Consider the following 12,833-nt stretch of genomic DNA (forward strand, 5'->3'; position numbering starts at 1 on the left):
CGGGTCACTGGGGCAGTGCGGTGTGTTCTCGCATGTTCCTGTCGCCGGTGTCGATCCAGATTGTGTTGTGCACGATGCGGTCCATGATCGCATCGGCGTGGACTGCTCCACCGAGCCGGGCGTGCCAGTCCTTCTTCGGGTACTGGGTGCAGAACACGGTCGAGCCGGTGTCATAGCGGCGCTCGAGCAGTTCCAGCAGCATCGAACGCATTCCCTCGTCAGGATGGTCCAGCAGCCACTCGTCGATCACCAGCAGCGAGAACGTGGAGTACTTCCGCAGGAACTTCGTCTGGCCCTGCGGCTTGTCCTTTGCCAGGGCCCAGGCCTCTTCGAGGTCGGGCATTCGGATGTAGTGGGCTCGGAGCCGGTGCTGGCAGGCCTGCTTCGCCAGCGCGCAGCCGAGGTAGGACTTCCCTGAGCCGGTGAAGCCCTGGAAGACCACGTTCTGTTGCCGCTGGATGAAGGAGCAGGTTGCCAGTTGCGCGATCACGTTCCGGTTCAGTCCCCGTTCCTCGACCAGATCCAGCCGCCGCAGGTCCGCTCCGGGATAACGCAGCCCCGCCCGGCGGATCAGACCCTCGACCTTTCCATGATTGAAGATGGAATGCGCCTCGTCCACGATCAGCTGGAGCCGTTCCTGGAACGACATCCCCAGCACGTGAGCCTCATCCTGGGCATCGATCGCGTCCAGCAGCGCGGTCGCGCCCATCTCGCGCAGCTTCCGCTTCGTGTCGTTATCGATCACGCTCACCGGACACCTCCGGCGTAGTAGTCGGCGCCACGGACGTATCCGCCGTCTTCCGCGGGTTCCTCGCGGGGTGGACGCAGGGCGGCGACCTTGTCCTGCCCGGTGGCCAAGATCGGGTGCAGATGCGCATAGCGCGGTGAACGGACCCGTCCCGTCAGCGCGAGTGCGCAGGCCGCCTCGACCCGATCTACGGAGAAGCGGCGAGAGAGCCGTAGCACCGCCAACGCGGGATCCAGGCCCTGTTCCACGATCGGCACGGACTCGAAGATCCGCTGGATCACGATCACCGTGGCCGGCCCGACCCGATCTGCCCACGCCCGCACCCTCTGCGCGTCCCAGGCCTGGAAACGCTCGCCCGCAGGTAGGTCCGCGTCGTTGGTGCGGTACTCATTGCTCGCGGTCTCCGGGAGCAGCAGGTGACTGGTCAGTCGCTGGCTGCCCTGATAGATCTCCAGCGTCCGGGCCGTGATGCGCAGATCGACCTTCGCGCCGATGTGCGCGAACGGCGCGGAGTAGAAGTTCCGCGCGAACGTGACGTGCCCGTTCCTGCCCACTCGTCGTCCGTAGTGCCATGTCGAGATCTCGTAGGGCACCGCCGGCAGCGGCGTCAGCAGCGGCCGCTCCTCCGCGTCGAACACGCTGGCGCGGGATCCGGGCCGCTTCTGGAACGGCTCCGCGTTATAGGCCTCCATCCGCTGCCCGATGGCGGCTGCAAGTTCGGGCAGGGACGTGAATCGCTGATCCCGCAGCCCGGCGATGACCCAGGTCGCGACGTGCGCGACGGTGTTCTCCACGCTCGCCTTGTCTTTCGGTTTCCGCACCCTCCCCGGGAGCACCGCCGCCGAGTAATGCGCTGCCATCTCGCGATACGCATCGTTCAGGACGATCTCGCCCTCGCGGGGGTGCTTCACCACACCGGTCTTGAGGTTGTCCGGAACGATCCTCGGGACCGTCCCGCCCAGCGCCTCGAACATCGCTACGTGCGCTCGCAGCCAGGACTCCTGGCGCATATCCAGCGCCGGGAAGCAGAACGCGTAACGAGAAAAAGGCAGGCAGGCAACGAACAAGAACACCTTCGAGACCTCGCCGGTGACCGGATCGGCCAGCTCCATCGTGGGGCCGGACCAGTCGACCTCCACGCTCTGGCCGGCCTTGTGACCGACTCTCGAAGCGGCACCGGTGACCATGACGTGGTGCTGGTAGGTGCGGCAAAACCGGTCATACCCCATCGCCGGATCCCCAGCCGCCGTGGTCGCGTCGAAGTACTCGCCGTGCAACAGCTTCAGCGTCACGCCGACCCTGGCCATCTCTCGATGGACCTGTTCCCAGTCCGGCTGTGCGAACACGCTCTCGTGCTCGCCCCGGCCCGGGAACAACCGGGCATACACCTGCTCATCGGCGACGTCCGCGATATCGCCCCACCCGATCCCTGCAGCGTCAGCGGCCTCGAACACCGCCCTCACGGACTTGCGGGACATGCCCTGCGAGGACGAAATCGCTCGCCCCGACAGACCTTCTGCGCGCAGCTGGAGCACCAGCTTCGCCCTGATCTTCCGTACCATTCCAGATTGCTCCTTCCGCCGCGTGCCCTATACACACGGCGGAAGGAGCGTAGACAGAGCGGCCCCAACGACACCACTGGTGGTCCCGAACGACGCCACCGCTACGGCAGCGACGTGGCACCCGAACCCTCGATCAGCGGACCCCAGCGAGGCGAATATTCAATCGAGAGGCTGCGGCGCCGATGACCCTGGGTTCCCGCGCGGTCCCGAACACCCTCGGACACCTTCTGCTGCTCTCCAGGAGGGCATTCCTGGCTACGTTCCCTTATGGGGAGGCGCGCTCGCGCCGCACCGCGGACGGCCCGGTCCGCCTCGTCACGTCTGGAGGCTGCGATGAACGACACCTGGAACGCCCTTCGCCGGGAGGCGGAGGACCCTCTGACTTCCGCACGCCGCCTCGCCGAGCTCGCACAGCAGGATCCGAGCCTGTGGGAGCTGATCCTCCGCAATCCGCAGTGCGACCCGGCCTACCGTGAGTGGATCCTCGCCCAGCGCCCGAACCTCGCGGCGCCGTCGGACCGTGACGAATCGCCCCCGGTCGGCACCCCAGCCCCTGCACCGGTCAAATTTCCTGATCCGGCCCCACCCGCCGCCTCGATGTCGAAGAAGGCCCCCCGCGCCACCCTCGCGGGGCGACAGGCTCGTGGGGGTCGAAGGCATCGCAACCTGCTGATCGTGGCCGCGGCGCTCGGAGTTCTGACCCTCCTGACTCCAGCCAGCGCCGTCGGCGTGATCTGGTTGCTCAGCGACCGGAACCCGGACCCAGTCTCGGCGGTCGCCGAAGAGGGACAGGAGCGCCCGCGGCGCGAGGAGCTCACAGAGGAGCCGTCGGAGTTCGCCAGCGGCGAGGCATCCGATGAGTCGGCGGCAGAAGATGGCGCCTCCGCGGGCTCAGCAGTCGAGGAGGATACTCCCGCGAACCCACCGTCCGATGGTGAGAACGCGGTCCCTGGGATCGAAGAGATGGCGGACGAAGACCCAGCTGCGCAGGACGGTTCCTCGACAGTCGACGGCACCACACACGAGGACCCTGGGACGGCGACTGCCGGTGGCACTTCAGAGGGCGCCGCAGATGCTCCACCGCAGGCATCAGGCGCAGACGACGATGAGGACAACATCATGATCGTCAGCCTCCCGGGCGGTGACGGCAGCTACGTGCTCATCTCCTCACCGTCATTGAACATCTCCTGTGAGCTCGGGGGCATCACGGCCGGCTGCTCCATCGCCGACCGTCCGAAGGACTCCGAGTGTGGGGAGAACACGCGCGTCGCCTCATATCTGATCTACGACGGCACATACCCCATGCGGATGTGCGAGGCAGAGTACTTGGGCGTCCCGGGCGACCGGGTGATCACCCTCGAGTATGGTCAGACGATCATGGTCGAGGACCATATCTGCACCTCTGAGTCCACCGGGATGACCTGCTGGAGCAATCATTCCGGGCATGGCATGACACTCAGCAGGAAGGGCGCGGTGCTCTTCTGATCTCTCGGGACGAGATCTTCCCGGACGGCGATCATCGGTACCTTGTCGACTCCTCGAAGGTGCCGTTCTGGTCGAGGCGCTTCGCGTAGCAGGAGGAGGGGTCGAAACCTTCGTCCGCGCACCATTGGAGCGTCTCCTCGGCCGTCTCGAACGGGATGCCGGCGATCACCACCCAGTACGGACCACCCGGCGCGAAGACAGGCCAATCGTCGCTGTGGAGCAGCTTGGCGCTCGGGTACTGGGCGCGCTGGCGCACCAGCTCTTCCAGGAACGCCTGCTCGTCGGCAGCGGAGCCGGCCTTCCCCGACGCGAGCTGAGGGGTCCAGTAGCCCGTCAGATCCACGTCGACCAGGGGGCGATCCCGGTCGACCTCCTGCTGCAGCAGCTCGGCTGGGGAGAGGTCGCCCCCGAGAGAGTGCGCTGGAGGCACTGCGGTGATGACCCGGCCTTGGCTCTCGCCCTCCACGAGGGGCACCGGCTCGGTCGGCTGGCGTCCAGGGTCATGCTTGACGGTGAACGTCCCCACATTCATCCCAGTCACGTCCTGGAAGTGCTGCCCCGGCCCGAAGATCAAGGTGACCTCTGCGCCGTCCGGCGGGATGACCAGCGGTGTGGACAAGTCGAAGAGCCCTTGGGCGATGGTCACCGGCAGCCCGTTGCCCGCACTCGTCAACGATGGCCCCACGATCGTGATGTGGTGCTCCGGCCCGGCCAGGACGTCGCCGGCGGAGCAGGCGGGGGCCATCGCCACGTGGAGGCGCAGGCTGTGATCCGCGTAGTCCCCGGAGCGGACTGTGAACGTCGGGGCGGTCTCGCACTGCGTGATGTGCGATGGATCCGAGGCAGAGGGCAGAGCGGGTGAATCGTCTGGCTCCTCGGACGTGCCGGACGGGTCAGGTGCGCGGATCGCAGAGGACGGTGTGCTCGTGCCGTCTCCGGATGGTCCGTGCTCATCCTCCCCCTCGAGATTGCCGAGCAGGTCTCTGATGAGAGCTGCTCGTGGGCCAGCCAGACCGTCGGTGGTGCCGTGGAACGGGATCTCAAGAATCACGAGCGATCCCTCCTGGCGGACTGTCGGCTCGAGGTCAAGCCTGAGCCGGTCTCCTGTCCGACGGACCTGCGAGGGTGCCGTTTCGGCGACATCAAGCGCCCGGCTCTCGGAGCGGACGTCCGCCACGAGGGTCACATGGGGCCGATCGTCCTTCACTCCCACGGCATAGCCGCTGGTGAAGGCCGAAGAATCGCCCCAACGCGAGATCCCGATCGCATAGCCGCCGGTGTCATCGAGGAACCGCAGCACCCGCAGAGCCTCGTCATCGTCCGCGAGGGTCCCCTCATGATGGGACTCAGAGAAGCTCATCCCGTCCTCCAGATCCCAGGAGGAGCGGTGGAAGACCCCTCCTTCACGCAGTGAGAGGACTCCAGGATCGGCGACGCCCTCAAGGCCCGGATACAGTTCCCCACTGCCAGCATCAGAGAACCCCTCTTCCAGCAGTTCCCCGGGGATGTCTCCTGCCCACACCCCGAGCTCACGTTCCTCGCAGCTCACGGGATCGCAGACGCGGCGCAAGAGCGTCGCGTGAGCATCAGCATGCAACGGGATCGATCCATAGCTCTCGATCCACCACTCGCTCATCCGACCGGCACCGAGGTCTACCAGCTGGCTCGGCCCTTCCCCTGCCTGCGCGACCCAGCGAGAGACTTCCGCGCGGTCTCCTGCCTGCGGCAGATCAGAGCCCATCGCCTCAGCGACCCGATCCGGGTAGGAGATGTCGAGTGCGAAGTTCTGCGAGTCCTCTGGCAGACCGACCAGCGCGAGCAAGTCTTCGAGGCGCCGGTCCGAGAAGGGATTCACGATCACGAGGGCCATCACGACCGCGGCGATGGCGATGATCGACGTGGTGCTCACGGCGATCAGCGGCACGCGACCCCTGCTCCGAGGGCGCGAACGGTGCCGGTCCTCGACCGGAGCCGCAGAGCCCTGCGGCGCTGACGACGGCGCCGCAGATGCGAAATTCTCCGACGGCTCACCACCGTTGTGCGCCGCACGAGCCATCTCGATCCATGCGATGAGATCGGGATAGGCACTCGGATGGACAGCGATCTGATCCCAGAGCTCGGGGAAGCCCGCAGCGATCTGGGCGAGGTCGCTTGGCGCAGTATCAGGCGCGGCGACGAGCTCCGCCGCCGTGCGCGGATCGATCTCAGGCATGTGCGCTCCTCGATAAGGGTCAGCTCCTGGGAGCCACGCTAGAACCCCACTGGCAGGCATAGGGATGGAACACCGAACTCGTACGACCTCGTACAGGACTCAACGCGAGGATGGACTGTTGAACACGGCGAGCTCTGCGTGAGCGGCCGGCCCCTTCGTCGTCGCTGCCGCAGTCCTCTCCCATGGTTCGCCCTTCACACGCACCCTGGTACGGGTGGCGCCACACTGATTGCACCGCGCCGTTACCGGTTCGTTATCGTGCAGGCGTGAGCCGGTCCCTGAACACGTCGCCCGCCGCGACAGCACGCCCCCTGAACACCGCGCCCCTGCACGCTGCGCCGGGTGCCGCCGCGCCCCGTCCCGGTTTCCGCCCCGACATCCAGGGTCTGCGAGCGATCGCGGTGCTGCTGGTGCTGCTGTACCACTCCGGGGTCTCGCTGCTCTCGGGCGGGTTCGTGGGCGTGGACGTGTTCTTCGTGCTCTCCGGTTTCCTGATCACCACCCACCTGCTCGAGGCGCTCGAGCGGGACGGGAGGATCCGCTTCGGCGCCTTCTACGCCAAGCGCGCCCGCCGCATCCTGCCCGCCGCCCTGGTGGTCGCGCTGCTCTCCGTGTTCGCAGCCTGGATCTGGATGTCACCGCTGCTGCTGCCAGAGGTGCTGCGCGGCGCAGCGGCGACCGCGCTGTACGTGCCGAACTACCTCTTCGCCCAGCAGGGCACGAACTATCTCGCCGAGGCCACATCCTCGGTGTTCCAGCACTACTGGTCCCTCGGCATCGAGGAGCAGTTCTACCTGCTCTGGCCGCTGCTGCTGATGGCAGGATTCTGGCTGGGCCGGCGCAGCGAGCGCCGCCTGATGTGGGGCGCCGCCGCGCTCACCGCCGCCTCGTTCCTGTTCTGCGTGGCGCTGATGGACGTGTCCCAGCCGTGGACCTTCTTCTCCCTGCCCACCCGTGCCTGGGAGCTCGGAGCGGGCGCACTGGTCGCCTTCACGCTCCGCTCCGGCGCGCGCTGGCTGCGCTCCCCGCGCACCGGGCAGCTGGCCTGGGCGGGCCTGGCGGGGCTGGCGCTGGTGGTGCTGACCTACGACGAGGCCACCGCCTTCCCCGGCGGGCTCCATGCCGGGCGGCTGCTGGGACTTCCGCCGTTGCAGTTCCTGGGCGCGATCTCCTACTCGCTGTACCTGGTGCACTGGCCGCTGCAGGTGATCCCGCAGGCCGCCTCCCTCACCGAGGAGCCGCTGCCGCTGAGCACCCGCCTGCTGCTGGGTGCGGCGGCCGTGCCGCTGGCGTGGCTGCTGCACCGCCTGGTGGAGCAGCCGGTGCTGCGCCGGCCCTCGCTGCGCCGCAGCCCGGCCTGGGTGACCGGCGCGATTGCCGCCGCCGCGTCGCTCGCGGTGATCATCACCGCCACCGGCATCTCCCGGGCCCTCCCCCAGCAGACCTCCTCGGATCGCGTCGCCGCCGCGGAGCAGCCCTCCCTCTCCCCCACGGGAACGGGTTTCGTCCGGGCTAACCTCTCCCCCACCCTTAAAACGGTCTCGGGGGACAACCCCTCCGTCTACGCCGCCGGCTGCCATCAGGAGGGGGAGGCGGCCGACGCGAACGGCTGCCAGGCCGGCGAGAATCCCGACGCCCCGCTGGTGTTCCTGGTGGGCGACTCCCACGCCGCGAACTGGTACCCGGCGCTCGAGCGCCTCGCCGAGGAGGGCCGGATCCGGTTGGACAGCAGCACCAAGAGCTCCTGCCTGCCGCTGGAGACCCCGCAGCAGGATCAGGTGAGCCGCTCCGGAGAGGAGAAGCTGGTGCTGCGGCCGGGCCGGCTCTCCGAAATCGCCGAGCATTCCGTGGAGTCCTTCGCGCTGCGCGCCGAGGAGGCGGGGATCGCCCTCATCTCGGATCTGCAGCCCACGCCGGAGGTGCCGGTGGACACCGCCCGCATGCAGCAGGCCGTCGACAACCTGATCTCCAACGCGGTGAAATACACGCGATGCGGCGGGACGGTCAGGGTCGCCACCGGGATGATCGAGGGGCAGGCAGAGCTGCGGGTCACTGACACCGGGATCGGCATGACCGCGCAGGAGCAGACCAACCTGTTCACCGACTTCTACCGCACTGAGACCGCCCGCAACAGCGACATCCCCGGCCACGGCATCGGCCTCTCGCTCACGCGGCGGATCGTCGTCTCCCACAACGGGCAGATCAGCGTGCGCTCCCAGCCCGGGGAGGGCTCGACCTTCCGGATCCGCTTCGCGGTGGAGTAGGGCGGGTGGTGCGGTCGATCGCAGGTGGTGCTGCGTCCAGGGGCAGGGCAGCGGGCGGGTCTGCGCCTACTATGTGGGAGTTCGCGTCCCCGGCCCGGAGGTCCCATGCCGTCCCCGCTCTCGACCCTGCGCAAGGCCCTGTGGCACTTCCGGCACGGAGGCATGGAGCAGGTGCGGCTGTGGTGGAGCAGGCAGGAGTCGCGGCGCGCGAAGCCGTCGAGGCTCACCAACACCGGCACCGACACTGGCACCCACACTGGCTCGGGCGGTCCGAAACCTGTGGTGGTGCGCAACAGCGATCTTGCCCGCGACGGCTTCCCCTTCCCGCAGCAGCGCCCTGAACCGGAGTTCGAGCCGCGGTGCGACCACGCGCTGTACCTGCTGCACAACGCCCTGCCGTACCACTCGGGCGGCTACGCGACCCGCACCCACGGCCTGCTCACGGAGCTGAACCGCATGGGCTGGGACGTGGACGGGGTGACCCGCCTGGGCTACCCGTACGACATGCCCAAGATGGCGGACCTGCCCGATCTTCCCGCGCACGAGGTGGTGGGCGAGGTGGACTACCACCACCTGCTCACGGGCCGGCAGATCGAGAAGAAGAACCCCATGTTCGACTACACCGAGCGGTACATGGACGCGCTGCTCCCCCTTGCGCGTGCGGAGCGGCCGGCGATCCTGCACGGCGCCTCGAACCACTGGAACGGCCTGGCGGCGATCAAGACCGCCCGCACCCTGGGCATCCGCTCGGTGTACGAGGTGCGCGGCCTGTGGGAGGTCACCCGCGCCTCCCGCGATCCGGAGTGGGGTCGCAGCGACCAGTACCGCTACATCGCCCGGATGGAGGCCGACACCGCACGCGGCGCGGACCGCGTGCTCGCGATCACCGGCGCCCTGAAGGCTGAGCTGATCGACCGCGGGGTGGACGAGGAGACGATCACTCTGGTCCCCAACGGGGTGGACACCGAGCGCTTCGTGCCGATCCCCCGCGACCAGGAGCTGGCCGCGCAGCTGGGCGTCACCGACAAGACGGTGATCGGCTACGTGGGCACCATCGCCGACTACGAGGGTCTGGGCCTGCTGCTCACCGCCGCCCGTGAGCTGCGGCGCACCCGCGAGGACTTCCACGTGCTGATCGTGGGGGACGGTGCTGTGCTCGAGGAGCTGCAGGCGCAGGTGGAGGCCGATGGTCTCACCGATGTGGTCACCTTCGCGGGCCGGGTCCCGCACGAGGAGGTGGAGCGCTACTACTCGATCATCGACATCACGCCATTCCCGCGGCTGCCGCTGCCGGTGTGCGAGATGGTCTCCCCACTGAAGCCCTTCGAGGCGATGGCGATGGGCAAGGCCGTGGTGGCCTCGGACGTCGCCGCTCTGGCGGAGATCGTCACCCCCGGCCAGAACGGCATGCTGCACGAGAAGGGCTCGGCCGAGTCGCTCATGGAGCAGTTGGGCACCCTGCTGGACCAGCCGGAGCTGGCTGGCAGGCTGGGCGGGCAGTCCCGCCAGTGGGTGGTGGAGCACCGTGACTGGCGCCAGCTGGCCCAGCGCATCGCGGGCGTGTACGAGGAGCTGACCCGATGACCCTGGATCTGGACGCTGCGCGCCGGCAGGACTTCACCACCTCGTTCAACTCGAAGGAAGTGGCGGATCTGCTGGAGGGTCGCCTTCGCATGTCCCCGCACCCCGAGTGGGAGCTCCCGGCGGAGCCGACGTGGAAGGAGGATCCGTTCAAGGACCGCAACTGGTGCTTCCAGTACCACATGCTGCGCTGGCTGGAGCCCCTGCGCCGCGCCGCGGCGAAGGGTGACGACGCCGCCTATGAGATGTGGCTGCGCTGGGTGCGTGACTGGGTGGAGAAGAACCCGCCCGCCTCGCCGCGATCGTCCTGGGCATGGGTGGACATGTCCGACGGGATCCGTGGCCAGCACCTGTGCGTGGCAGCACCGCTGGTGGCGGAGCGCTCCCCCGAACTGCTCGAGTGGTTGGAAGCGGCGATCCGCACCCACGCCGAGCATCTCGCGGATCCTTCGAACATGGGCAATGCCAACCATGCCCTGCATCAGCAGGAATCGCTGTTCGTGTGCGGGCGGGTGCTGGGCGAGGAGCGTCTGTGGCAGCTGGCGCTGGAGCGCATGGGGGCGCTGCTGCGGGAGCAGTACGACGAGCAGGGCGTCAATGCCGAGGGAGCGATCGCCTACCACCACAACAACTACCTGTGGTGGGAGCGCACGCTGCGGCGCATGGACGTGGAGCAGATCCCTCGGCCCGACGGCGCGGACCGGCATCTGCACGCTCCGGAGGAGATCGCGCATGCCACCCGTCCTGACGGCACCTACGTGACCATCGGGGACACCGACCACATGACGCCCATCGTGCTGGGCACCCCGCTCACCGACTACACCGCCACCCTGGGCCAGGAGGGTGAGGCCCCGGGCGACGCGGTGAAGGTGTACGACGCCGGTTACGTGTTCGCGCGCAGCGGCTGGGGTGACGAGCAGCGCCCCTACACGGACCACACGTTCTACTCGCTGCGCTTCGGTCCTTCCCGCCGCGTGCATGGCCACCCGGACGGCACCTCGGTGACCTACTCCGCCGCGCGGACGAACTGGGTGGTGGACCCGGGCAAGTTCGACTACTCCAGCAGCGTGCCGCGCAAGCACGTGACCTCCCGCGCCGCGCACTCCGTGCTCTCCTTCGACGGCCGCAAGCCCCAGAAGGACGCCCAGGTCACCCTGGTGCGCCGGGAGATCACCTCGCGCCATCACGACTTCGTGCTGGAGGACGACAGCTTCGCACGGATCGCCCTGAGCAGACGGGTGGTCTACTCGGTGGCCGGTGAGTACCTGGTGGTGATCGACCACGCCACTTCGCCTCGGGTGATGAACGCGCAGCAGCGCTGGCAGCTGGGACCGGACGTCACGGCGCGGCACCGGGCCGAGGGAGGCGTGGACCTTACCGCCGGCGAGCAGCACGCAGCGCTGTGGTTCTGCGAGCCCGAGGTGGAGGTTCGCACCGTGCGCGGCCAGGAGGATCCGTTCGACGGGTGGGTGGCGACCGGATGGAAGAAGAAGGCACCCGCTGCTGCCGTCACAGCGCACGCCTCCGGGAAGGAACTGCGCTTCGTGACCGTGCTCGCTGCGGGCCGCGGTGAGCATCCGGCAGTTCGCCAGATCTCCGAACCCGGGGACCAGGTGATCGCGTTGGAGGTCGCCATCGGTGCACTGACCGAGCAGATCGTGATCGGTGCGGAGTCGGTGGAGTTCCCGGCGACGGCGCAAGGAGCCTGACCCCGGAGCACTCGTCCCGCTGACCGCAGCGAGCCCGGGGGCGATGGCGATCAGCGGCTGACGACGTGAACGAGCTCAGCCATCGGCAATAATGATGAGCGAGGAGTTGGACTCGTGCACCACCAGGGAGGCCGGCCCGCGGTTCTCGATCACCACCGATACCCGCAGTGCATCCCCGCAGAGGCTTTCCGGCACGTCCACCGCGAGCTCGAGCGGGATCAGCTGGTGGTGGCGCCACTTGTCGATGTCGATCGACTGAGCATCGGCCTCGAGGGGCACGCATACCGAGCCGTCGGCCCCGATCACATCGACTTTGGTGGTGACGTCGAAGCTGCTTCCGGTCTCGTTCACATCGTCGGCCGCGCACCAGGTGCGGCCGTTCTCGCTGGAGCCGTTGACGCCGGTGCAGGTGGTCACGTGCAGGCTGGAGAGCACCGTCAGGGAGGTCTCGTCGAGCTGGTCAGCGGGGATGACCTGCCCGATTGCGACCTCGGGCTGGCCCGGTGTGACGGTGCGGGGCAGGTGCTCCTCTGCGATCGCTTGATGGGCGCTGCCGTCGATCTCGGTGACCCGCCAGTGCGAGCTCAGGTCGATCGTGGTGCCGGAAGCCGCCACATCGTCGTACGGGGCGTTCACGCGGATGCTGCAGGAGTGCACCCCATCTGCCTGCGGTTCGATCAGCAGGTGGTTGACGTAGGAGACGGGCTCTGCCGGCAACAGGTTCTCGGTGCCACCGATGGAACCCACTCCGCGGCCGTCCTCGGTGATGCAGCTGAAGGACACCCCGAGGTACATGCCCACACCGGGCGCGTCCTCCGGCTTCACTGTGGAGAGGTCGAAGCTCACCAGGTACGTGGATCCGGCCTGGAGGTAGAACTCGCCCTGGGCGAAGCGGAAGGTCTGCGGAAGGGTGAGGGGTTCGCGATCCTCCACGCTGAACGGGGGCCGCGGCGCCGAAGGAGTGAACAAGGCCCCGGCACTCGGCATCGGCTCCGGATCCGCAACCGGATGACCGGGCCCGGGGGTGAGCGCACGGATCGTCACCAGCAGTGCCAGCACGAGAAATGCCAGCAGCGCTGCTCCCCCGGCGATCCACCCCCGCCGCCGGATCGGCCGACGGCGAGGCTGCGCTGGCATGGAGCTCCTCACACGGGGACGGGGCGACCGGCTCTCTGATCGTATCCAGTCGCACCGGCGGATCGACGGGCCGAGAACGGGACGTGTGACCAGAAATGGGAGACCCGCCACGCAATGAGCACTTATGCTGAACCA

The 12,833-nt window shown here is 68.1% G+C and carries 8 protein-coding genes; 4 read left to right on the plus strand and 4 right to left on the minus strand.

From position 1 onward, the window contains the following. Nucleotides 1-4: 4 nt before the first annotated feature. Together JOD52_RS14480 and istA are read right to left on the minus strand one after the other, a co-directional pair. Complete coding sequence (locus JOD52_RS14480; RefSeq protein ID WP_338124028.1) at nucleotides 5-751, minus strand: ATP-binding protein; 747 nt, start codon at nucleotides 749-751, stop codon at nucleotides 5-7. Beyond that, entirely contained in the window at nucleotides 748-2,310 is a 1,563-nt protein-coding gene (istA, locus tag JOD52_RS14485) for an IS21 family transposase (protein ID WP_204408388.1), read from the minus strand. The genes JOD52_RS14480 and istA overlap by 4 nt, the downstream gene beginning before the upstream one ends. Nucleotides 2,311-2,643: 333 nt before the next feature. Between istA and JOD52_RS14490 the strand changes: the two genes are divergently transcribed. After that, entirely contained in the window at nucleotides 2,644-3,795 is a 1,152-nt protein-coding gene (locus JOD52_RS14490; protein WP_204410745.1) for a variant leucine-rich repeat-containing protein, read from the plus strand. Nucleotides 3,796-3,826: 31 nt separating this feature from the next. On the opposite strand, the gene JOD52_RS14495 is transcribed toward JOD52_RS14490, so the two are convergent. After that, the gene (locus tag JOD52_RS14495; protein WP_204410746.1) at nucleotides 3,827-6,007 is read right to left on the minus strand and encodes a variant leucine-rich repeat-containing protein; all 2,181 of its coding nucleotides are present in this window, start codon (nucleotides 6,005-6,007) and stop codon (nucleotides 3,827-3,829) included. A gap of 266 nt (nucleotides 6,008-6,273) precedes the next feature. On the opposite strand from JOD52_RS14495, the gene JOD52_RS14500 reads away from it, so the two are divergent. From JOD52_RS14500 to JOD52_RS14510, 3 genes are all read left to right on the plus strand, one after another. Then, a complete protein-coding gene (locus JOD52_RS14500) occupies nucleotides 6,274-8,271 on the plus strand; it encodes an ATP-binding protein (protein ID WP_338124109.1) in 1,998 nt (665 codons plus the stop codon). A gap of 105 nt (nucleotides 8,272-8,376) precedes the next feature. Then, nucleotides 8,377-9,855, plus strand: a complete 1,479-nt coding sequence (locus JOD52_RS14505) for a glycosyltransferase (RefSeq protein ID WP_204410750.1) — start codon at nucleotides 8,377-8,379, stop codon at nucleotides 9,853-9,855. Then, nucleotides 9,852-11,561 carry a heparinase II/III domain-containing protein gene (locus tag JOD52_RS14510; protein WP_204410751.1) on the plus strand — a complete coding sequence of 570 codons (1,710 nt, stop codon included), beginning with the start codon at nucleotides 9,852-9,854 and terminating at the stop codon, nucleotides 11,559-11,561. The genes JOD52_RS14505 and JOD52_RS14510 overlap by 4 nt, the downstream gene beginning before the upstream one ends. Before the next feature lie 75 nt (nucleotides 11,562-11,636). Here JOD52_RS14510 and JOD52_RS14515 read toward each other — a convergent pair whose 3' ends face one another. Further along, a complete protein-coding gene (locus tag JOD52_RS14515; protein WP_204410753.1) occupies nucleotides 11,637-12,698 on the minus strand; it encodes a hypothetical protein in 1,062 nt (353 codons plus the stop codon). Between the last annotated feature and the right edge of the window lie 135 nt (nucleotides 12,699-12,833).

Origin of the sequence: Brachybacterium muris, from assembly GCF_016907455.1 — a bacterium.
GTDB classification, from domain to species: Bacteria; Actinomycetota; Actinomycetes; order Actinomycetales; family Dermabacteraceae; genus Brachybacterium; species Brachybacterium muris.

Bases quoted from the DNA above. Each gene is read 5' to 3' on its own strand.
- istA (WP_204408388.1), bottom strand. From the start codon at position 2,310: ATGGTACGGAAGATCAGGGCGAAGCTGGTGCTCCAGCTGCGCGCAGAA.
- JOD52_RS14490 (WP_204410745.1), top strand. From the start codon at position 2,644: ATGAACGACACCTGGAACGCCCTTCGCCGGGAGGCGGAGGACCCTCTG.
- JOD52_RS14495 (WP_204410746.1), bottom strand. From the start codon at position 6,007: ATGCCTGAGATCGATCCGCGCACGGCGGCGGAGCTCGTCGCCGCGCCT.
- JOD52_RS14505 (WP_204410750.1), top strand. From the start codon at position 8,377: ATGCCGTCCCCGCTCTCGACCCTGCGCAAGGCCCTGTGGCACTTCCGG.
- JOD52_RS14510 (WP_204410751.1), top strand. From the start codon at position 9,852: ATGACCCTGGATCTGGACGCTGCGCGCCGGCAGGACTTCACCACCTCG.
- JOD52_RS14515 (WP_204410753.1), bottom strand. From the start codon at position 12,698: ATGCCAGCGCAGCCTCGCCGTCGGCCGATCCGGCGGCGGGGGTGGATC.